Here is an 18,569-nt window from a genome sequence, read left to right as displayed (position 1 = left end):
CTTTGATTTTTAAGGGCGCCAGCCAAGTCTTGCCGCCACCAGATGCACCGCACTGGTGGTACGTTCCCAGAAGCCGCCTTCGCAGTAACTCAGGTAGAATTTCCACAAGCGAATGAAGCGTTCATCGTAGCCCAGGCTGCGAATTTGCGGCAACTCACGGTCGACGTTCTCGTGCCAGTGCTTGAGGGTGCGGGCGTAATCCTCACCAATATCATCCAGGCTCAACATCACCATGTCGGTGCGCTGTGCCAGCAGGTTTGCCATCCGGCTGACCGAGGGCAAGCAGCCCCCCGGGAAGATGTATTTTTGAATAAAATCACAGCCTTTTCGGTAACTATCGTACCTTTGGTCGGCGATGGTAATGGCCTGGAGCAGCATCAAACCGTTGTCTTTGAGCAGGCTTTCAAGTTTGCTGAAGAACCCCGGCAGGTATTCGTGACCCACAGCTTCAATCATCTCGATGGAAACCAGACGGTCGTATTTACCCTCCAGCAACCGATAGTCTTTTTTAAGCAGCGTGATTTGACCTTCGAGCCCGGCCGCACGAATTCGTGCCTGAGCATAGTCGTGCTGCGCATCCGAGATGGTCGTGGTGGTCACCTTCACCCCGTAATGGCTGGCCGCGTAAATAGCCAGTGCACCCCAGCCGGTACCAATCTCCAGAAGCTCCATGCCCGGCTCCAGCTTCAGGCGCTCACAGATGGTGGCAAGCTTGTGTTGCTGCGCCGCCTCCAAGGTCGCGTTGACGTCGGGATAGATGGCAGACGAGTACAGCATCGACTTATCGAGGAAGCACTCGTACAACGCATTGCCCAAATCGTAGTGCGCCAGAATATTGCGCTTTGAGCCTTCAATACTGTTGCGGCTAAGCAGATGACTGATCCGGTTGGTGACTCCTGAGAGGAAGGCAAAGCGCTTCTCCAGTCGGTCCAGCAAGGGCAGATTGGCGGCAAAGAGACGCACGACCTCTGTCAAATCCGGGCTGTCCCAGTGGCCGTCGATAAAGGACTCCCCCGCCCCAACGGAGCCTGACAGCAGCACTTCGCGGAAGAATCGGGGCGACTTCACATGGATCACCGCCTGAGGCCCCTCATGGCTGCCAAACACCAGGGTTTCGCCATCACAAATCAGTCGAAGGCCACCGTATGATAAGCCTTTAAGCGCGGTCAGCAGGATACGCTGAGCCATAGATTCCAGAGTCGATGAAGTGCTCTTATTGGCAACTGCGGTATTGTCCATGGTTATTTCTCCACCGGCCCGGGGTGGGCCACAAAAGTCACACCTTTTCGAAACAGGCTCAGCGCCTGCCGATAAATGCCATACAGGATATAAGCTGTAAGAATCGGAAAACGTTTAAAAAAGCTTTTTAGGCCGGCCTTATCAAAAGCCTGACCGCGCAGCTGCAAACCGGCGCGAAACAGCCGCTCGCCACCTTCACGCTCGGTATCTATTTGAAGGTGAAAGCGTTCGTTATTGACCTCGACCTGCCAGCGATAGCGCATATCCAGGGTCATAAAGGGCGAGACATGAAATACCTTGTCGTTCAGCGCCTGGCCCTTGTCATGGGCTTCGTTGATATCAACCAGATAGCAGTGGCGCTCATTCCAGGGGGTATTGCTCACTTCCGCCAGCAGGTAGCGCTGCTTATTGCCATCACAAACAAAAAAGAAATTCACCGGGCTGAAATAAAAGCCGAAATGACGCACCTGACCGGCAAACACCACCCGGTTCAGCTCACCCGCAGCGCCAAGCTCACGGGCCTTATCGAGCACCCGCCCTTTTAACGCCTGCACGGCTTGCTCCGGGTCTGTTTGCTTGCGACCTGACTCAGCAGGGCCATTCGCAATCAGGTAGTCTTCAGCGCGAAATCGCAGCGGCCGAAACCACGACAGACCAAATACGCCACTCAGGTTTGCCAGCCGTGGCAGCTCATCCAAATCCATCACCAACATGGCCATGGGGTAACTGAAGCTGTGGCGCACCTCCCCCAGCCGCTGATGACTCACATGGCCAAAAAAGATGCCACTGTTCATGCGCTCTCCAGGCTGACACCAAAGCGCTGGCACACATCCAGCGCGCTTCTTACACCATCTTCATGGAAGCCGTTGTACCAATAGGCACCGGCGAAATGGGTGTGATGCTTGCCGCAGATATCCGCTCTGCGCGCCTGTGCGGCCATAGCGGCCGAGGAAAACACCGGGTGGGCGTAGTTGAACTGGCGCAGAATTTTGTCTTTGGCGATGGCGTCGGTCTGGTTCAGGGTGACCATAAAGTCCGGTGAACCTGCTGGCAGTCGCTGCAGGGTATTCATGTGGTAAGTCACGGCCGCCGGACGCTGATTGTCTTCATCGAGGCGATAATTCCAACTGGCCCAGGCAGCCCTGCGCGTTGGCAACAGCCTTGTATCGGTGTGCAGCACCACCTCGTTGCGTCTGTAGGGCAAGGCCCCGAGCACATCGCGCTCGGCCTCGGTGGCATCGGTGAGCAACCTGAGCGCCTGATCGCTGTGACAGGCCAGAACCAACTCATCGAAGTCGAGCCAGTCCTGACCATTTATCTCAATCGCCACCCCATCTTCGTGGCGTTTTACCGCCGTGATGGGGGTTGAGAGATGTATGCGCTCGGCAAAGGGCGCCACCAGCGCCGGAATATAGCTGCGTGAGCCGCCCTGAAGCACATACCATTGGGGGCGATCGCTGACATTCAGCAGGCCGTGATGGTGGAAAAAACGCAGGAAGAACTTAAGCTCGAACGCCGCCATATCATCCAGGCTCGATGACCAAATGGCCGCGCCCATGGGCAATATGTAGTGGCGGGCGAAAAATTCGGAAAACTGCTCTTGTGCCAGAAACTCTCCCAGGGTGTTGCAGGGGAATTGATCGGTTTCAATGCAAGCCTTGCCAAGCTTATTGAATTTGATGATTTCACTCAGGAACCCCCAAAACCGGGGATTGAGCAGATTGCGTTTTTGGGCAAACAGGGTTGCCAGAGTATGGCCGTTATATTCAAGGCCGCTGTCCAGGTTTTGCACCGAGAAGCTCATTTCGGTGGGCATAGGACTCACGGCAAGCCGCGACAGGAGCTTCAAAAAGTTGGGGTAGGTGCGGTCGTTAAAGACGATAAAGCCGGTATCTATCGCGTAATCTTTGCCATCGACGCTCACATCTACGGTGGCCGTGTGTCCGCCGAGGTAATCATTGGCCTCAAACAGACTCACCTCATGCTGGCCTGAAAGCAAATGGGCAGTGGTGAGGCCGGATATTCCCGAGCCGATAACGGCAATTCTTTTCATCTTATCTTCCAGTGTTGAATACTAACGCCCAAATGGGCCACATCGGATATCACGCCAAGGCCTATTTCAGGCCGACTGGCGACTGAGACTGCCTTTGGCAATCAGCCCCCAGAGGGCATCTGGCAGCAGGGCCAGCAGCCGCATCGGCCACAGCAGTCTGCGTGGAAACTGGATCCGGTCTTTCCCGTTTGAGAGTGCGCTGACGATACGGCGCGCCGCGTCTTCAACCTCAATCCGCCCAGGCATCGGGAAATCGTTTTTATCGGTGAGCGGCGTGCGCACAAACCCAGGCTCAATCAGGGACACGCCCACGCCAGTTTGCGCCAGATGCAGCCGCAAGGTACTGGCCAGATACGCCAGTGCTGCCTTGGAGGCTCCATAGGCTTCGGCGCGGGGCAGTGGCAGCAGCGCTGCACTGGAACCCATCAGTGCAACCCTGCCTTTGGCAGCCACTAGCGGTAAAAAGGCTTCCAGACAGAAACCGACTGAAACTAGATTGGTTTCAATAACCCTTGCGAAGAGCTTGCCGTCGAAGGCCCTGGGATTATCGATATACTCGCAGCTACCGGCATTGAGAATGACCAGATCAAGCTCGCCATCGAGCGCCGAAGCGGTCTCAAGGCAGGCAAGCCGGTCACAGACATTAAAAGTTAGACAGGACAGCTGGCTGGCATAGCGCGGATGTGCGCTCAGCATGGCGTCGAGACGGGCCTTGTCACGGCCGCAGGCAATGACCTGCCAGCCGGATTTAAGGTATTCAAGCGCCAAAGCCTGCCCTATGCCGGAGCTTGCCCCGGTAATCAGCACCCGACCACAGAGTGTTGTCATCACTTGCCCGCCCTGCGTTTAACCAGCCGCACCAAGGCGCCGAGCCCGGGAATATGTTCGTACAGCATGGCGCCCACATCGAAATAGTCGCGGTGGAAGTCCACCTTGTCGCTGTAGTCAATCTGGCTTACCCCTTCAACGCTGATGGGCTTGCCAGCGGCAAGCCTTGGGTAGGTGAACGTCATGGTCCACACCAACATGGCGTGCCTGCCATCATCCATCACCCGATGAAACTCAAAGTCGATACTGCCAAGGTTTTGGTACAGATTGGCAAAGTAGGCTTTCAGCGCAGCAATCCCCTCAACGCGGTGCATAGGGTCACAAAAAATCACCTCAGCGCCGTAAACCTCATCAAGCAGTTCGAGGTTGTTTGCACCGAGTTTTTGATAAAGGCCGATAAGCTTTTCGATTGGCGCCGACAGGGGCACACTCATGTCGCTCGTCTGCTGACGCTTATCAAACGCACTGCTATCAACTGGATTGTGCACACCTGCATTCATTCCCTAGCCCTTCTTCATCACGGCCATCACTTCCAGCGCCCGTTTACGGGCACTGGCATGCTCAACGATTGGCGCCGGGTAACCACTGGTATCAAACAAACCAGGGCCACTTGCCTGATGCAGCGACTTGGTAGGCCACTGCGCAATTTCTGGTAAGTACTTACGGATAAAGCGAGCGTCGGGATCAAATTTTTCCGACTGACTCATAGGGTTAAAGATGCGAAAGTAGGGCTGGGCATCACAACCTGTGCCGGCAGCCCACTGCCAACCGCCGTTGTTTGCAGCAAGGCAGCCATCGATAAGCTGTTCGCGGAAGTAGCGCTCACCCCAGCGCCAATCGATAAGCAAATGCTTGGTGAGGAAGCTGGCTACCACCATCCGCAGGCGATTGTGCATCCAGCCGGTTTGATTGAGTTGCCTCATGGCAGCATCCACCAGCGGGTAACCGGTGCAGCCGTTTTTCCATGCTTCAAACTCAGTTTCATCGTTTCGCCAGCGAATGCCATCGCCAAGCGGATTGAAATTCTTCGCCATGCTGAGCCCAGGAAAGGCCACCAGCAAATGACGGTAGAACTCGCGCCACACCAGCTCATTAAGCCAGGTGCGACCTGGCGAGGCTTCGTTTACAAACACATCTGGAAAGTCTTGCAGCAGCGCAGCCAAACATTGACGCGGCGAAATCACTCCAAGCGCCAGATAAGGCGACAGGCTGCTGGTACCGTCGATGGCAGGAAAATCACGCTGCTCACCATAGCGGGCCATGGCAAGCTCTCGAAAGCGGGACAGTTTTTCAAGGGCGGCTTCCTCGCCAGCGAGCCAGTTATCGAGCGCCGGGTCAGCATCGGCGTCGTTGCCCCAAAACGCAAATGGGGAAAACGCTACCGGCTCGGCAACCGGCGCGGGAGCTGGGATAGGCCACAATGGGCGAGAAGCGGCGATGTCACGCCAGCGGCGGGCGAAGGGCGTAAACACCCGATACATGGCGCCGCCCTCCCCCCGTTGTCCCTGGGTGACTACACTGCCTGGCGGCAGCATACAGTGCTCATCGGTCAGTTGCAGCGGAAAACCTTTGTCCAGCAACGCCTGATCGCGCCGACGCTCATCAATCTCGATTTGTGCCCCGGCAAAAATAGTCGAAATGCCATTGGCCTTGCAGAATGTCTTCAGCGCCGCCGCGGTTTGGTTAAAGAAATCCACCTTCAGCAAGGACAGCTCAATACCCAGTCTGGCAAGCGCCTCGCCAAGTACATTAAGGTTTGCCAGCAAAAAACGCTGCTGACGCTGCCCCATATCATGTTGTTGCCACTGCCCTGGGCTGGCAATAAAGAGCGCATAAACCTTGCCGCCACGTGCCTTGGCGTCCTCGCACGCCAAGGTCAGCGCCTGGTTATCCAGGGTGCGCAAATCCTGTCTGAACCAGACAAGTGTATTCATTCTTTTTTTCCGTTTTTCAGTATCTTGTCAGTAAGCATATCGCAAACGCAGAGAATCCGGGTGCGGATTCAAATACACCTGCGCCGCGATGTAGTCATTGGGGTGTTCCCGCAGGTAATGGCGGATAAGGGTAATGGGTACCAACAGCGGTTGCAGTCCCTGACGGTAGGCAAGTATCGCTTCGGTCAACTCGGCCTTCTGGCTGCCTGAGAGGAATTTTTTGAAGTATCCCTGAATATGCTGCAGTGCGCTGGTGTGGTTGCGGCGGCTCGCCTTGTGCTCCAGCGCTGTCATAAAGCCGTCGAAGTAAGCATCAGCCACGGCATCAAGCTCACCCTCACCGGCCAGCAAGGGGCCAAGGGTGCGATAAATCGCCGGGCTGTGTGACAGCAGCAGATACTTGTAACGGGCATGGAAGTCGGTCAGCGCCTTACGGCTTAGGCCCTTTAAGCGCATGCAGTGCCAGTCATGGAAGGCGTAAACCCGGGTGAAGAAGTTCTCGCGAATGACCATGTCATGCAGCCGCCCTTCTTCTTCCACCGGCAAGTGGGGGAAGCGGTTCATCAGCGCGCGGGCAAATACCCCGGTGCCTTCTTTGGAGCCGCCGGTGCCATCTGCTTTGTAAACGGTTACCCGCTCCATCCCGCAGGAAGGCGATTTGCTACAAAACAAAAAGCCGCCCAAAAAGCCAAGCTCAGCGCTCTTTTTTTCACTGAATTCGGTTAAAGCGTCAGTGACATCCAGGGTACCATCGCCACTGCGAACCCGGATTTCGTTGCCAATCCGCACCTGACGGATACTCTTGCGCGGCGCGCCCAGGCCAATGGCCATTTCGGGGCAAACAGGCACGAACTCAAAATGCTGTTTCAGCTCTTGCTGACAGTAGGCGGAATTTTTATGGCCGCCATCAAAGCGCACCTGTTGCCCCAGCAAACAGGCGCTGATCCCAATCTGAATTTTGTCTGGATTGAATGCGTGCATGATGTCTCTCCCGGCATTTTTGTTGTAATACGCAGCGCAGGAAAAAAAGATCACTGAAGGGAAAGCTTTTCATCCGCGGCAAGCCCCGCGGGAATGGCGCCTGGCGAGCAATTTTTGGCCGCTGAAACCAGGCTGAAAAAGTAAGGCTGGCCTAATGGGTCAGCCCGCTTGGCAGGGGAACCACCTTGTTGCTGCTATCTACCTTGTGGCGCACATTGAGCCAGCGCATCAGCTCGCCAAAAGGTTTGGGGCGGCACACCAGATAGCCCTGTACGATAAGATTGGGGATCCCTTCCAGGAAGGCGAAATCTTTGGGATCTTCCACCCCTTCAGCAACCACACTGACCCCCAGCTGATTGCCTATATCAAGCAGCGACTTAAGAATGGTCTGCGCCAGCGGATCCATATGGATCCCCCTGACCAAACTGATATCCAGCTTGAGTTCGCTGATTGGCAAGCGGCACAGCTGCGACAAATTGGTGTAGCCGGTACCGAAATCATCAATGGCTACACCGAAATTATGCAGCCGCAAGCGGGAAATACTCGAGTGCTGGGATTGTTTATCAAGTGCCTGATTTTCGGTTATTTCAACCGTTACCCGGTTCATGTCCATGTCCCACTTGTTGCAGTAACTAAGCAGCCTGGTTGGCCAGTAGCTCTGCCCTAGCTGCCGAGGTGTCAGGTTAATGGACATATGGGCTGAGCTGCAGTCGGGATGGCGGCCAATCTCGCCCCACTCTTTCAAAGCAGCGGAGATCAGCTGCTCCGACACCGCATTAAGCAAATTGTTTTGCTCAGCCAGTTCAATAAAGGTGTCCGGGGTCATCAATTTAAGCTGCTCCCCCTGTTGCAGGCGGCACAGCACCTCAAAGCCCTGAATGCGACCACTGCTGATTTCAACCTGGGGCTGATAATAGGGCACTACCTTACGGTGCATAATTGACTGGCGAAGAGAACTCAGCTCCATCGGCCGTTTCGGACTGGCGAGTTCAGGGGACATCATCAGCAGCCGCTCGATACAGATTTGCAGCTGGGTGCGACACACAGGCTTCATCAGCGCCCCAAGCAGCCTAAGCCTTGAGCCTATCACCACCTGAGACGCCGCCTCGATAATGCGACTCTCCATACCGGAGGCGATAATCACGCCGCCACGAAACCCCTGGCGTGCCAGCCTCCCCAGCAGTTCTATGCCATCCATGCACGGCATATGCAGGTCAACAACCAGAATTTGATACATATCGCGATGAGCCGACAACCTGGCCAGCGCCTGGGCACCGTCGTGACAGTAATCCACCTGATCCACATTGAGTGCGTTGAAATAGCTGGCAAGCAGTTGGCAACAACTGAGGGAATCATCAATGATAAGAACGTTTAACGACATGCTGCGGCTCCGCTGTAGGTTTGTTCTCGGGCCACAGGAGTGGACAGTTTCTTCCATGAAACCCGAACTCACGAACAGGTACGCTGTACCTTATACAGCAAAGCCTAGTTCAGCCCCCTGGCAAGTCAAACACTCAGGCTTGATAAAAGGGCGAGCCGGGAACAAAAAATCTGCTATAATTCGCGCCCCTTTGTGAAAAGGCATATTCCGACCAAGGCTGGGATTTACGTAAAACGCCTTGTTAATCGTCTGTTTACGCCCAGGAAAGACCATGAAATTCGAATCTTACAGTTTTGCACCCGAAATTCTGAAGGCCGTTGCCGAATGCGGCTACGAGACCATGACCCCGGTTCAGCGACTCGCTATTCCACCGGTACGCCGTGGCCAGGATGTGCTTGCTTCTGCCCAAACCGGCACCGGCAAAACCGCAGCCTTTGCCCTCCCTATTCTGCAAAAGCTGTTTGAGAACCCCAAGCCGCTGGAAGCCACCAAGGCTCGGGCGCTGATCCTCGCCCCGACCCGCGAGCTGACCGAGCAAATCGCCAAAAATATCCAGGCCTATGCCCGTTATCTGGAACTGTCGATTGTGACTGTGTTCGGTGGCGGCAAAACCGATACCCAGGCGCAAAAACTGCGTAAGGGTGCCGACATCATAGTGGCCACACCGGGCCGTTTGCTTGAGCATCTGCTGGCGGGCAATTTATCACTGGCGAGCATCGAATACCTGGTGCTGGATGAAGCCGACCGTATGCTCGACATGGGCTTTATCGCCGATATTCAAAAACTTATTCAGGCCGCCAATAAAGAGCGTCAGACGCTGATGTTCTCAGCCACCTTCTCTGGCGGCGTGCGCAAGCTGGCTGATGAGATCATGAAAAAGCACAGCGTGCTGACCGCCGATCGCCACAACACGGCTGCCATTACCGTTAGCCAGGTGGTGTATCCGGTCGAGCAGCGCCGCAAGCGCGAGCTGCTGTCTGAACTCATTGGCCGTAAAAACTGGCAACGGGTACTGGTGTTTTCTGCCACCCGCGAAGACTGTGAAAAGCTCACCGAAGAGCTGAATCTTGACGGTATTCCTGCCGCGGTGATCCACAGTGAAAAGACCCAGGGCACCCGCCGCCGGGCGCTGAAAGACTTTAAAGAAGGCAAACTGCGGGTATTGGTATCCACCGAAGTAGCCGCCCGTGGTCTGGATATTCCCGACCTTGAATACGTGGTGAACTACGACCTGCCCTTCCTGCCGGAAGACTATGTGCACCGAGTGGGCCGTACCGGCCGCGCAGGAAAGAGTGGTGTTGCAATCAGCTTTGTCAGCCGCGAAGAAGAGCGCACCTTAGCCGATATTGAAAAACTTATCGGCCAGCGCCTCAAGCGCATCGTGATGCCAGGCTACGAAGTATCAAACCGCGACTTGCTGCTCAAGCAGCTGCAAAAGCGTCGCAGCTTTGCCAAAAAGACCCGGGTTGAGAGCGATGCCATCGCACAGGTTGCCGCCGAAAAGAGCATGGCCGGTCGCCGCGTGAAGGTGAAGGTAGGCTCAAAAGGCAGCGACAAGAAAATTAAATAACCACCTGATACAGTTTGATAAAAAAGCGGCCTTGGGCCGCTTTTTTATTTTCCGCTGAGGCTTTTTTCCCGTCTGCTGAAAGTCTTGCCAGCCAGCGCCGGTCTTTTGGGCAAACACAAACCATGCCCAGGGGATTTTTACATGCGCACCTTAACCCAACCGCTTCGCCGTCTGGCAAGCCGCTTTGGCTCTTTGGCCAATCTCAGTTCCAGCCTGCTTGCAGGTGTGTTATCACTCGGCCTGCTGATGCCTGCCTCAGCCAATCCTATCGCCAGCGATGAAGTGTCCGTCTCGCCGCTGCTCAACGGTGAAACCATTCCCGACGTTCGCCTCAGCGACAGCAAGGGCAAGACCGTCAGCCTCAAAGCCCTCACCGAGAGCAAGCCCACGGTGTTCTTTTTCTATCGCGGCGGCTGGTGCCCATTTTGTAATAATCAGCTCGGACAGCTGAAAGAAATCGAGCCCAAGCTGATTGAACTTGGCTATCAACTGGTGGGAATAAGCCCCGACAGCCCTGAGAAACTTGCCGCCTCAGCGGGCGAGCGCAAGCTCGACTACCTGCTGTTGTCAGATGCCAATATGGAAGCGGCCAAGGCCTTTGGTCTGGCGTTTTTCACCAGCGAGAAAACCACCCAAACCTATCTGAGCCGTATGAAGCTTGAAAACCCACTGTTCAAAACCCCGCAGGGGGATGAGCGTTTGGTGCTGCCGGTTCCTGCGGTGTATATCGCCGATAAAGACGGCCTTATCCACTTTCAGTACGTGAACCCCAACTTCCGCGTACGCCCTGCGCCCAAACTCATTTTGACCGCCGCCGAGCTGGCGCTTCAGTAACCCCACCCGCCGCCCGCTGCTGCGGCGCGGCTAAGTGCAATAGCCGCTTTACAGCCGGGAGTCGCTGTTCCTAAAATAGGCCGCCTTTTCAATTTGGATACGCCTATGTCGACTCCCGGTTATAACCAAACCCTGCTCAGTATGGCCAGCGATGCCCTGGATGCCCTCGCCGCCTCCAGCGCCGGCAGCAGCCATGCCACCGCCGCTCAGCAGAGCCATTTTCTCTGCAGTTGGATGGCACAGGCCCTGAAAGACAGACGCTACGCCAAATGTATCGCCGACGATCTCACCCAGTGGGTACGCCAGGGTCGAAGCCAGGGCGCCGGTGCCAACCTTACTTCACTCCTGGAGCGCATTCGCAGCCAGTACACAGCGCTGATGCAATCGCCAACTGCCCTGGGCAGCGCGCTTGCAACTATGCTGGATGCCGCCCGCGAGCAGGACTTTATCGTCTACAGCGACACCCCGATTAAAACCAAACTTAAACTCGATGCCGATGGCCAGTCCTCCATGATTGTCTGTGCCGATGAGTTTGAAGCCAACATTCACGCTGGCGAACTTATCAAACCCATTACCCTTTACGTTCGCTGTGACGAACAGGCGCTCGCCAGGCTCGCGTTTGAACATGGGTTGATGCTGACTTTGGGCGATAAAAAAGCCTCTTTGATTAAACATCACAAGGCATACCGGCTGTATCCGGGCAACGAGCTTCCCTCACTGGCACTGCTGACAAATCATTAACAAAGGCGTAGAGTCGGATACAGTACTTCTGACAGGAGCCTTGTGGATGAATCGCATTTTGTTACTCTGCATTCTGCTGATGCCGGTGTTCGCGTTTGCAAATAGTCCTGTTCATCCCATTTTGAAATACAGCGTCTCCGGCTCAAGCAGCTGGTACCCTTATTACATTCCCAATAACCCCGAGAGCCCGGGGCTTATCTCCGAGTTATTGCCCAAGCTGTTGGCCCATGCCCACATTCAGGGGCAAAACATTCCCCTGCCCCCCAACCGAACCAACCAGGCGCTGGATAAAGGCACGCTGGATTTCGATATTGTCAGCCCCAGCTGGTTCGAACAGGGAGATTTTGGGCCACTGTTTGTAAAATCAGACCCAATAATGACCATCACAGAGCGCATTATCACCCTGCCCAAACACCAGAGCCGCTGGATGGACATTGCCAATATCAAAGACAAGGAAATCGGTACCGTAATGGGGTATCTGTACCATGATGATGGCGACTTTATCCGGGCGGATTTCAAGTCGGAGCAGGAGCTTATCAAGGCCTTGCACAGGGGGCGGATCCAGGCTGCCATCAGTGGCGATTACACCGCGCTCTACTGGTCGGCCAAGTTAGGGCTGCCGATTGCCCTGGCCGCCGAGCATTCCACCGGCGATCTGGTGTTTCGCTTACGAAAGGAGCGCGCCGAATTGCTGCCCGCCATTAACAACGCCATTGCCGCGCTGAAGGCTGACGGCACCATAGATGGGCTGATAGACAAGTACACCCATACTTTGGAGACCAGCGAGCACAGCAACTGAGGTGATATCGTTTGCCTAATATGAGTGCATTCTTGGACGAATAAACAGGATAGCTATTGAGCAAAAAGCCCGGCACCAATGCCGGGCTTTTCAGTCATGGAGTTCAAGTTCGCTGTAATCCGGCTGCGACTGCCTCAGCACCAGGCGCTTGCCCTGATTGAGCCAGGTGGTACAGGCCACCCGCAGCAGTGAGGCAAAGTTATTCACCTTGCCTTCCCGGGCGATTACCTCGCGGTAAATGCGGGTCAGGAATACGGCCACACTGATGTCCGCATCCTCGGCAATCTCTTCAATTAACTGCCAGAAAATAGCTTCCAGCCGGATGCTGGTAACCACCCCATCGATACGGATTGAGCGGGTCCTGAGCTCAAACAGTTCAGGCTCCGCGCCGGAATAGATTTCACACATCACTTATCTCCCTTAAGCCTGTAGCCACGTTAGCACAGGCCGGGAGCTTATTTCAGCTGTGCGTTGAACTGTTTCAGCCACTCGGGGTGAGCCGGCCACGCAGGCGCCGTCACCAAGTGACCATCGGTAATGGCATCCGTGACCGCAATATCGCAATACTCGCCGCCAGCGAAGCTGACCTCCGGGCCACAGGCTGGATACGCCGATACCTTTTTGCCCCGGATCACGTTGGCAGTGCACAGCAGTTGAGCGCCATGGCAAATGGCAGCCAGCGGTTTGGCAGCCTTGTCGAAATGACGTACCAGCTCGACAACGGCGCTGTTCAGACGCAGATATTCCGGGGCGCGGCCACCGGGGATCAGCAGGGCATCAAAATCTTCACCCTTGATAGCGGCAAAACTGCCATTGAGGGTAAAGTTGTGGCCAGGCTTCTCTGTGTAGGTCTGGTCGCCTTCAAAGTCGTGGATGGCGGTTTTAATGGTCTCGCCGGCGAGTTTGTCGGGACACACGGCAATCACTTCATGCCCCATGGCCTGCAGCGCCTGAAACGGCACCATCAGCTCGTAATCTTCCACAAAATCACCGGCAATAATCAGTACTCTGGCCATAGTTCACTCCCGAAGCTTCAATTGGACTGGGTTACCCACCCAAGATACGCAAGCCACCTGTTGGCGGGTAACAGCCCACTACTACGGCGACAATTAAGCCAAGGCCAAGGGCAAGCCATCATAAAAAAAGCGCCCACAGGCGCTTTTTGCTTTGAGTTTAAATCCGTGCGGGTTTAATCCGTGCGGGTTTAATCCGTGTATGTTTAATCGCGCGGCTCGTCGAGCTTCACCTCTGCCTGGTACCCGTTGAGATGCACCTTCGCCTGTTCTACCACCTGCATTGCCTGGGTGGTCAGGACATTGTTGCCGGTGAGCAAATCATTCAGGCCGCCTTTGTCTTTGTCCACCAGCCCGAGTTCACGCAGCATGGCATCCACCACAGGGGCATTGGCACGATAGTTCAGTGCCGCCTGAGTCACCTGCTCGGCAATGCCGCCATTGGCAGCGCCTTCGCCGTTAGCCAAAGTGGCACCATTTGCACCATAACCCTGCAAAATCTTAATCCCTTCAATGTTTTCCAGAGGCTTAACCGCATTAGCCACAATTTCCGGCAGGGCACGCAGAATCGCAAGCGACTTTTGCAGCTCTATCTGTTCGTCACGCAGCACGTTTTCGGCTTCGTACAGAGCCTGCTTACCGGCCGCTTCCACCGCATACACCTTCTCATCGGCCTCGGCCTTGAGCTTCTTGGCATCGGCATTGGCACGGGCTTCGGTGAGGATGGCAGACGAGCGGTCTTCTGCAGCGCGCTTTTCCGCTTCGGCCTGAACAGTAACGCCCACGGCCTCACGCTCAGCTTCTTTACGGGCGTCAATCACTTCGATTTCTTTGCGACGGTTGGCCTCGGCCACCTGACGCACAGTAATAACCGCTTCTTCTTTTTCCACTTTCAGCTTTTCAGCTTCGGCGGCGCGGGCACGGGCGGCGGACTCTTCTTCCGACTTGGCGGCTACCGCGATTTGTTTTTCCTGCTCTGAGACTTCGATGTCGCGCTGCTGTTGAATACGCGCCTGCTCGATGGTTTTGCGCTTTTCAATTTCGCGGGTTTCGATTTCGCGGGTCTTTTCAATCTCGGCCGCTTCTACCGCACGTTCTTTGGCGATTTCCGCTTCGCGCTCTTCACGGGCCTTCTGCTCCCGCTGCTTGATAATTTCCGCCTTCTGCTCGGCGCGCTTGAATTCCAGCGCCTGCTGCTGAACCAGCTTGGCCTCTTCTTCCGACTTCTTGATTTCCAGCGACTCTTTTTCCGCCTCGAGGTTTCTCATCTCGATCTTGATGCGGTTTTCCTGCTGAATATCGTTGGTTTCTTTACGCTTTTCTTCGATGATTTTGGCCAGACGCGCACGACCTTCAGCGTCGAACGCATTATTTTCATTGAAGAAATCAAGTTCAGTCTGGTCAAAACCGGTCAGGGAAACCGACTCCAGCTCCAAACCGTTTTTCTCAAGGTCGTTGGCCACGTTGTTTTGCACCCGCTGCACAAAGTCAGCGCGCTGCTCATGCATCTCGGTCATGGTCATTTCAGCGGCCACGGCACGCAGCACGTCAACAAACTTGGATTCCATCAGCTTTTTCAGCTCTTCTACCCGGGTAGTACGGGTACCCAGGGTTTGCGCCGCCATGGAAATGCCCTCGGCATGGGGCGCCACCCGCAGGTAGAAGTCCGCTTTCACATCCACCCGCATGCGGTCTTTGGTGATAAGCGCATCTTTCTGGGTCTTTTCCACTTCAATGCGAAGGGTATTCATATTCACGTGGATGGTTTCATGCAGCACCGGCAGCACTATGGCGCCGCCATCCTTGACCACCTTCTCACCACCAAAGCCGGTCCGCACAAAGGCGGTTTCTTTGGTGGCACGGCGATAGAGCTTGGCAAAAATCAGCCCGATGACCAGCAGTCCGAGCACAGCCACACCGGCCATCACGAACATGAAGGTGCCACTGTCGGCAAAATATTGAGTGTTTTCCATGTAGCTTCCTTGTTATCTACAGCAAAGTATTTTTACAGCAACTTATTGATTGTTATTGATCGAATTTACTGGCAGCCCACACGCGCCCTTGCCGGCGCAGCAACACTACCTGGGTGCCCTGGATAAACTCCGACTCCTGTTCGTCGGGCTCAACCAGCACATAATGTTTTTGTTGATAGCGGTCGCGCACCAGGGCTTCGGAAGGATTGCCCTTGACCGCCCGGCCCAGGGTAATAGTGGCAATGCAGCCACTGAGGTCGTCAATGGAGACGGCACTGGTTTCATTTTTTGGCAGCAATCGTGCCAGCGGCGAGCCCAGATAGCGACAGCCAAAAGCGGCCGCCAGCAGCGCCAGAGGCACCGACATCCAGGTGGGCAGGAAGTAGCCCAGTACCCCCGAAAACAAAAAGTTCAGGGTAAAGCCTGCGATGACAAAGCAGGTCATGGCAAGCACCAGCCAGATAAGCAGCGGCAAGCGATTGAGACACAACCAGCCCAAAAGTCCGGTCAGACCGCCCCCGGCCACATCGGCATCGACATCGGCCAGATCCAGGTCTTTAAGCATCCCCATCAGACTTAAGCCTGTCACCAGCGCAAGCGCTTCGATAATCCCGAGCAGTAAAATAACCGTCAGGACTATGCTGAAAGGAAGGTTGGCATCAGAAAAGAAAAAGCCAAGCATTATCAACTCCTTGTACAGAATGCTGTTCCATGGCTACAACTTTGTATTTAACAAGGGTCGAGCATATCAAAGCCTGAGTCTTTGCCAAGTGTTTTTACCCGCGGCCGGGAGATGGATTATCATGGCGCTATTCTTTCTGCTCCATAGTGCCGAGACGCTCCCATGACCCAGGATTACCAGTCCCTTCGTAAACACTTTGCCCAAATTGCCCACTTCGAGCATTTCAGCGCGCTGGGCGATTGGGATCAGGCCACCATGATGCCCATGGGTGGCAGTGAAGGCCGCAGCGACGCCATGGCCACCCTGGCAGGCCATATCCACGCCATGCGCACCGCGCCCTGGTTGATGGACGCCATAGCGGCAGCAGCCGATGAAACGCTTAGTCTGGCCGAACAGGCAAATCTCAGGGAAATGAAACGCCAGTGCCTGGAAGCCACCGCCGTGCCCCAGGCATTGGTTGAGGCTAAAACCAAGGCCGCCTATCAGTGCGAGAACGCCTGGCGCAGCCAACGTAAAGACAATGACTGGCAAGGGTTTAAGCCCAACCTCGAGGCCGTGATGGCACTGGTACGTGAAGAAGCCGCTCACCGAGCGGCCGCAACCGGTCTTGCCCCCTACGATACCCTGCTGGATAAATTCGAACCCGGGATGACCGCCGCCAAAATCGAGTCCACCTTTGCCCAGGTGCGCCAGTTTCTGCCGGGGCTTATCCAGGAGGTGTGCAGCCGTCAGGCCAACGAGCAACAGGCCACTATCGAAGGCCCTTTTGATATTCAGGCGCAGGAAGCTATTGGCCGCGAAATCATGCAAATTCTCGGCTTTGACTTTGAACAGGGGCGGCTCGATGTGTCCAGCCATCCGTTTTGCGGCGGCGTGCCCGGCGATGTGCGCCTGACCACCCGCTACCGCGACGATGACTTCACCGGCGCCCTGCTTGGCATCATCCACGAAACCGGTCACGCCCGCTATGAGCAGGGGCTGCCGCTGTCGCTTCGCGGCCAGCCCGCCGGCGCTGCGCGCTCAATGGGGGTGCATGAAAGCCAGAGCCTGTTTTTCGAGATGCAGCTTGGCGCCAGCCAGGCCTTTGTTGAGCTCATTACCCCCAATATCAACCGTCACCTGAAGCGCGACTTCAGCCCGGCGCAGCTTATCCATCAGGCCACCAGGGTAAAGCCAGGGCTTATCCGGGTGGATGCCGATGAAGTGACTTATCCGTGCCATATTCTGCTGCGATTTGAGGCCGAAAAAGCCCTGGTGGATGGCAGCCTGAGCGTGGCCGACCTGCCCGACTTCTGGTCTGCGCAAATGCAGCAACTGCTCGGGATAAACACCGACGGCGACTATCGCAACGGCTGTATGCAGGACATCCACTGGACTCTGGGCGAGCTCGGCTACTTCCCCAGTTACACCCTGGGCGCCATGTATGCTGCCCAGCTGAGATTCGCCATGGAAGCAAGCCTCGGGCCCCTCGATGGCCTTATTGCCAATCGTCAGCTCGAGAAAGTGTTTGCCTGGCTGGATACGCACATTTGGTCGCAAGGCTCACTGCTTGAGACCGATGCCCTTATCAGCGCCGCCACCGGCGAGCCCCTTAATGCCCGTTTTCTTGAGCGCCATCTCAGACAACGTTATCTGGGCGAGTAAGGCGCATTGGGGTATAATCGCGCCCTTTGCAGTGGTTTATCAAAGGGCAGCAGATGCAACTCAGGGCAATTCGGGCCGAAGATTGGCCGATGATCCTCGATATTCAGGACGAATGTTATCAGGCGGTGGATCCAGAGCCGTTACATGTGCTTAAAAGCAAATGGAAAGTCTCGCCAGACTCTTGTTTTGTAATGGAAAAAGACGGCCAGGTGCTGGGTTATTGTTTGGCACACCCCTGGGTGGAAACCACACCGCCTCCCCTGTATCACGCCCTGACCGAGCTGCCCACACCCAATACCCTGTATCTGCACGATATGGCAATTTCTGCCCGCGCCCAGGGCCTGGGTGCCGGTGGCAAGGCACTGTCCAAACTCAAGCAGCTGGCAGAGCGCTGGTCACTGAGCTCTCTGTCTCTTGTGGCGGTTCAGGGCGCCGACAGCTACTGGCGCCGTCAGGGCTTTGCCGACAGCCAAAGCCTCAAATGCCTTGGCAGCTACAGTGACGATGCCAGCTATATGATACTGCCCCTGTGAGGCAATAATGCACCCAGCACTCACCACGGTTGCTCTGCTCTGCCTGTCGAATATCTTTATGACATTCGCCTGGTATGGGCACCTCAAGTCGCTCAACCATAAACCATGGATAATTGCGGCACTGGTCAGCTGGGGCATCGCCCTGTTCGAGTACCTCTTGCAGGTACCGGCCAATCGCATTGGCTACACGGTAATGAACGTGGGCCAGCTTAAAATTTTACAGGAAGTGATTACACTGAGTCTGTTTGTGCCCTTTGCCTATTTCTATCTCAAAGAGCCATTGAAACTCGACTACCTCTGGGCAGGCCTGTGCATCCTCGGGGCTGTGTATTTTATTTTCCGCAGCGAATTCAGCTAAAAACAA

The 18,569-nt window shown here is 55.5% G+C and carries 19 protein-coding genes; 7 read left to right on the top strand and 12 right to left on the bottom strand.

All coding sequences use genetic code 11. The features are described from left to right. Positions 1-9: 9 nt before the first annotated feature. From STH12_RS01695 to STH12_RS01660, 8 genes are all read right to left on the bottom strand, one after another. Positions 10-1,239, bottom strand: a complete 1,230-nt coding sequence (locus STH12_RS01695; protein ID WP_126165955.1) for an SAM-dependent methyltransferase — start codon at positions 1,237-1,239, stop codon at positions 10-12. Between the two features lie 2 nt (positions 1,240-1,241). After that, positions 1,242-2,033: a DUF1365 domain-containing protein gene (locus STH12_RS01690; RefSeq protein WP_126165954.1), complete on the bottom strand. Its 792-nt coding sequence runs from the start codon at positions 2,031-2,033 to the stop codon at positions 1,242-1,244. After that, entirely contained in the window at positions 2,030-3,292 is a 1,263-nt protein-coding gene (locus STH12_RS01685) for an NAD(P)/FAD-dependent oxidoreductase (RefSeq protein ID WP_126165953.1), read from the bottom strand. The genes STH12_RS01690 and STH12_RS01685 overlap by 4 nt, the downstream gene beginning before the upstream one ends. Positions 3,293-3,358: 66 nt before the next feature. Then, positions 3,359-4,120, bottom strand: a complete 762-nt coding sequence (locus tag STH12_RS01680) for an SDR family NAD(P)-dependent oxidoreductase (protein ID WP_126165952.1) — start codon at positions 4,118-4,120, stop codon at positions 3,359-3,361. Beyond that, complete coding sequence (locus tag STH12_RS01675) at positions 4,120-4,620, bottom strand: nuclear transport factor 2 family protein (protein ID WP_126165951.1); 501 nt, start codon at positions 4,618-4,620, stop codon at positions 4,120-4,122. Before STH12_RS01675 ends, STH12_RS01680 begins: the two co-directional genes overlap by 1 nt. Before the next feature lie 3 nt (positions 4,621-4,623). Then, positions 4,624-6,054: a deoxyribodipyrimidine photo-lyase gene (gene phrB / locus STH12_RS01670; protein WP_126165950.1), complete on the bottom strand. Its 1,431-nt coding sequence runs from the start codon at positions 6,052-6,054 to the stop codon at positions 4,624-4,626. A gap of 27 nt (positions 6,055-6,081) precedes the next feature. Next, on the bottom strand, positions 6,082-7,035 hold the full coding sequence (locus STH12_RS01665) for a YbgA family protein (protein ID WP_126165949.1): 954 nt from the start codon (positions 7,033-7,035) through the stop codon (positions 6,082-6,084). A 151-nt stretch (positions 7,036-7,186) separates the two neighbouring features. Then, positions 7,187-8,416, bottom strand: a complete 1,230-nt coding sequence (locus STH12_RS01660) for an EAL domain-containing response regulator (RefSeq protein WP_126165948.1) — start codon at positions 8,414-8,416, stop codon at positions 7,187-7,189. Positions 8,417-8,687: 271 nt separating this feature from the next. Here STH12_RS01660 and STH12_RS01655 point away from each other — a divergent pair, with 271 nt between their 5' ends. The 4 genes from STH12_RS01655 to STH12_RS01640 all read left to right on the top strand — a co-directional run bounded on the left by STH12_RS01655 (position 8,688) and on the right by STH12_RS01640 (position 12,360). Further along, positions 8,688-9,986 carry a DEAD/DEAH box helicase gene (locus tag STH12_RS01655; RefSeq protein WP_126165947.1) on the top strand — a complete coding sequence of 433 codons (1,299 nt, stop codon included), beginning with the start codon at positions 8,688-8,690 and terminating at the stop codon, positions 9,984-9,986. A 246-nt stretch (positions 9,987-10,232) separates the two neighbouring features. Next, positions 10,233-10,820 carry a peroxiredoxin-like family protein gene (locus tag STH12_RS01650; RefSeq protein ID WP_164551276.1) on the top strand — a complete coding sequence of 196 codons (588 nt, stop codon included), beginning with the start codon at positions 10,233-10,235 and terminating at the stop codon, positions 10,818-10,820. A 105-nt stretch (positions 10,821-10,925) separates the two neighbouring features. After that, on the top strand, positions 10,926-11,561 hold the full coding sequence (locus tag STH12_RS01645; protein ID WP_126165945.1) for a DUF2913 family protein: 636 nt from the start codon (positions 10,926-10,928) through the stop codon (positions 11,559-11,561). A 79-nt stretch (positions 11,562-11,640) separates the two neighbouring features. After that, the gene (locus tag STH12_RS01640; RefSeq protein ID WP_237158841.1) at positions 11,641-12,360 is read left to right on the top strand and encodes a transporter substrate-binding domain-containing protein; all 720 of its coding nucleotides are present in this window, start codon (positions 11,641-11,643) and stop codon (positions 12,358-12,360) included. A 90-nt stretch (positions 12,361-12,450) separates the two neighbouring features. Here the strand turns inward: STH12_RS01640 and STH12_RS01635 are convergent, their stop codons facing one another. From STH12_RS01635 to STH12_RS01620, 4 genes are all read right to left on the bottom strand, one after another. After that, complete coding sequence (locus STH12_RS01635) at positions 12,451-12,768, bottom strand: ribbon-helix-helix domain-containing protein (protein ID WP_126165943.1); 318 nt, start codon at positions 12,766-12,768, stop codon at positions 12,451-12,453. Positions 12,769-12,815: 47 nt separating this feature from the next. Beyond that, complete coding sequence (locus STH12_RS01630; protein WP_126165942.1) at positions 12,816-13,376, bottom strand: DJ-1/PfpI family protein; 561 nt, start codon at positions 13,374-13,376, stop codon at positions 12,816-12,818. 203 nt (positions 13,377-13,579) lie between these two features. Continuing rightward, positions 13,580-15,307 (bottom strand): flotillin family protein, encoded by a 1,728-nt coding sequence (locus tag STH12_RS01625; protein WP_418856600.1) that lies wholly within the window; start codon positions 15,305-15,307, stop codon positions 13,580-13,582. Between the two features lie 91 nt (positions 15,308-15,398). Further along, on the bottom strand, positions 15,399-16,028 hold the full coding sequence (locus STH12_RS01620) for an OB-fold-containig protein (protein ID WP_126165940.1): 630 nt from the start codon (positions 16,026-16,028) through the stop codon (positions 15,399-15,401). Positions 16,029-16,190: 162 nt separating this feature from the next. On the opposite strand from STH12_RS01620, the gene STH12_RS01615 reads away from it, so the two are divergent. The 3 genes from STH12_RS01615 to STH12_RS01605 are packed head-to-tail and all read left to right on the top strand — an operon-like array spanning position 16,191 to position 18,563. Further along, positions 16,191-17,672: a carboxypeptidase M32 gene (locus STH12_RS01615; protein WP_126165939.1), complete on the top strand. Its 1,482-nt coding sequence runs from the start codon at positions 16,191-16,193 to the stop codon at positions 17,670-17,672. 53 nt (positions 17,673-17,725) lie between these two features. After that, on the top strand, positions 17,726-18,205 hold the full coding sequence (locus STH12_RS01610; protein WP_126165938.1) for a GNAT family N-acetyltransferase: 480 nt from the start codon (positions 17,726-17,728) through the stop codon (positions 18,203-18,205). Positions 18,206-18,212: 7 nt separating this feature from the next. Continuing rightward, positions 18,213-18,563 carry a DMT family protein gene (locus STH12_RS01605; protein ID WP_011758917.1) on the top strand — a complete coding sequence of 117 codons (351 nt, stop codon included), beginning with the start codon at positions 18,213-18,215 and terminating at the stop codon, positions 18,561-18,563. The last annotated feature ends 6 nt before the right edge of the window (positions 18,564-18,569 follow it).

Origin of the sequence: Shewanella khirikhana (assembly GCF_003957745.1) — a bacterium.
GTDB classification, from domain to species: domain Bacteria; phylum Pseudomonadota; class Gammaproteobacteria; order Enterobacterales; family Shewanellaceae; genus Shewanella; species Shewanella khirikhana.
Note: the sequence above shows the minus strand (reverse complement) of the source record. Positions and strands in the feature narration are given on the sequence as shown.

Coding starts and splice junctions, on each gene's coding strand:
- STH12_RS01695 (WP_126165955.1), bottom strand. CDS start 1,239: ATGGACAATACCGCAGTTGCCAATAAGAGCACTTCATCGACTCTGGAA.
- STH12_RS01690 (WP_126165954.1), bottom strand. CDS start 2,033: ATGAACAGTGGCATCTTTTTTGGCCATGTGAGTCATCAGCGGCTGGGG.
- STH12_RS01685 (WP_126165953.1), bottom strand. CDS start 3,292: ATGAAAAGAATTGCCGTTATCGGCTCGGGAATATCCGGCCTCACCACT.
- STH12_RS01680 (WP_126165952.1), bottom strand. CDS start 4,120: ATGACAACACTCTGTGGTCGGGTGCTGATTACCGGGGCAAGCTCCGGC.
- STH12_RS01675 (WP_126165951.1), bottom strand. CDS start 4,620: ATGAATGCAGGTGTGCACAATCCAGTTGATAGCAGTGCGTTTGATAAG.
- phrB (WP_126165950.1), bottom strand. CDS start 6,054: ATGAATACACTTGTCTGGTTCAGACAGGATTTGCGCACCCTGGATAAC.
- STH12_RS01665 (WP_126165949.1), bottom strand. CDS start 7,035: ATGCACGCATTCAATCCAGACAAAATTCAGATTGGGATCAGCGCCTGT.
- STH12_RS01660 (WP_126165948.1), bottom strand. CDS start 8,416: ATGTCGTTAAACGTTCTTATCATTGATGATTCCCTCAGTTGTTGCCAA.
- STH12_RS01655 (WP_126165947.1), top strand. CDS start 8,688: ATGAAATTCGAATCTTACAGTTTTGCACCCGAAATTCTGAAGGCCGTT.
- STH12_RS01650 (WP_164551276.1), top strand. CDS start 10,233: ATGCCTGCCTCAGCCAATCCTATCGCCAGCGATGAAGTGTCCGTCTCG.
- STH12_RS01645 (WP_126165945.1), top strand. CDS start 10,926: ATGTCGACTCCCGGTTATAACCAAACCCTGCTCAGTATGGCCAGCGAT.
- STH12_RS01640 (WP_237158841.1), top strand. CDS start 11,641: ATGCCGGTGTTCGCGTTTGCAAATAGTCCTGTTCATCCCATTTTGAAA.
- STH12_RS01635 (WP_126165943.1), bottom strand. CDS start 12,768: ATGTGTGAAATCTATTCCGGCGCGGAGCCTGAACTGTTTGAGCTCAGG.
- STH12_RS01630 (WP_126165942.1), bottom strand. CDS start 13,376: ATGGCCAGAGTACTGATTATTGCCGGTGATTTTGTGGAAGATTACGAG.
- STH12_RS01625 (WP_418856600.1), bottom strand. CDS start 15,307: ATGTTCGTGATGGCCGGTGTGGCTGTGCTCGGACTGCTGGTCATCGGG.
- STH12_RS01620 (WP_126165940.1), bottom strand. CDS start 16,028: ATGCTTGGCTTTTTCTTTTCTGATGCCAACCTTCCTTTCAGCATAGTC.
- STH12_RS01615 (WP_126165939.1), top strand. CDS start 16,191: ATGACCCAGGATTACCAGTCCCTTCGTAAACACTTTGCCCAAATTGCC.
- STH12_RS01610 (WP_126165938.1), top strand. CDS start 17,726: ATGCAACTCAGGGCAATTCGGGCCGAAGATTGGCCGATGATCCTCGAT.
- STH12_RS01605 (WP_011758917.1), top strand. CDS start 18,213: ATGCACCCAGCACTCACCACGGTTGCTCTGCTCTGCCTGTCGAATATC.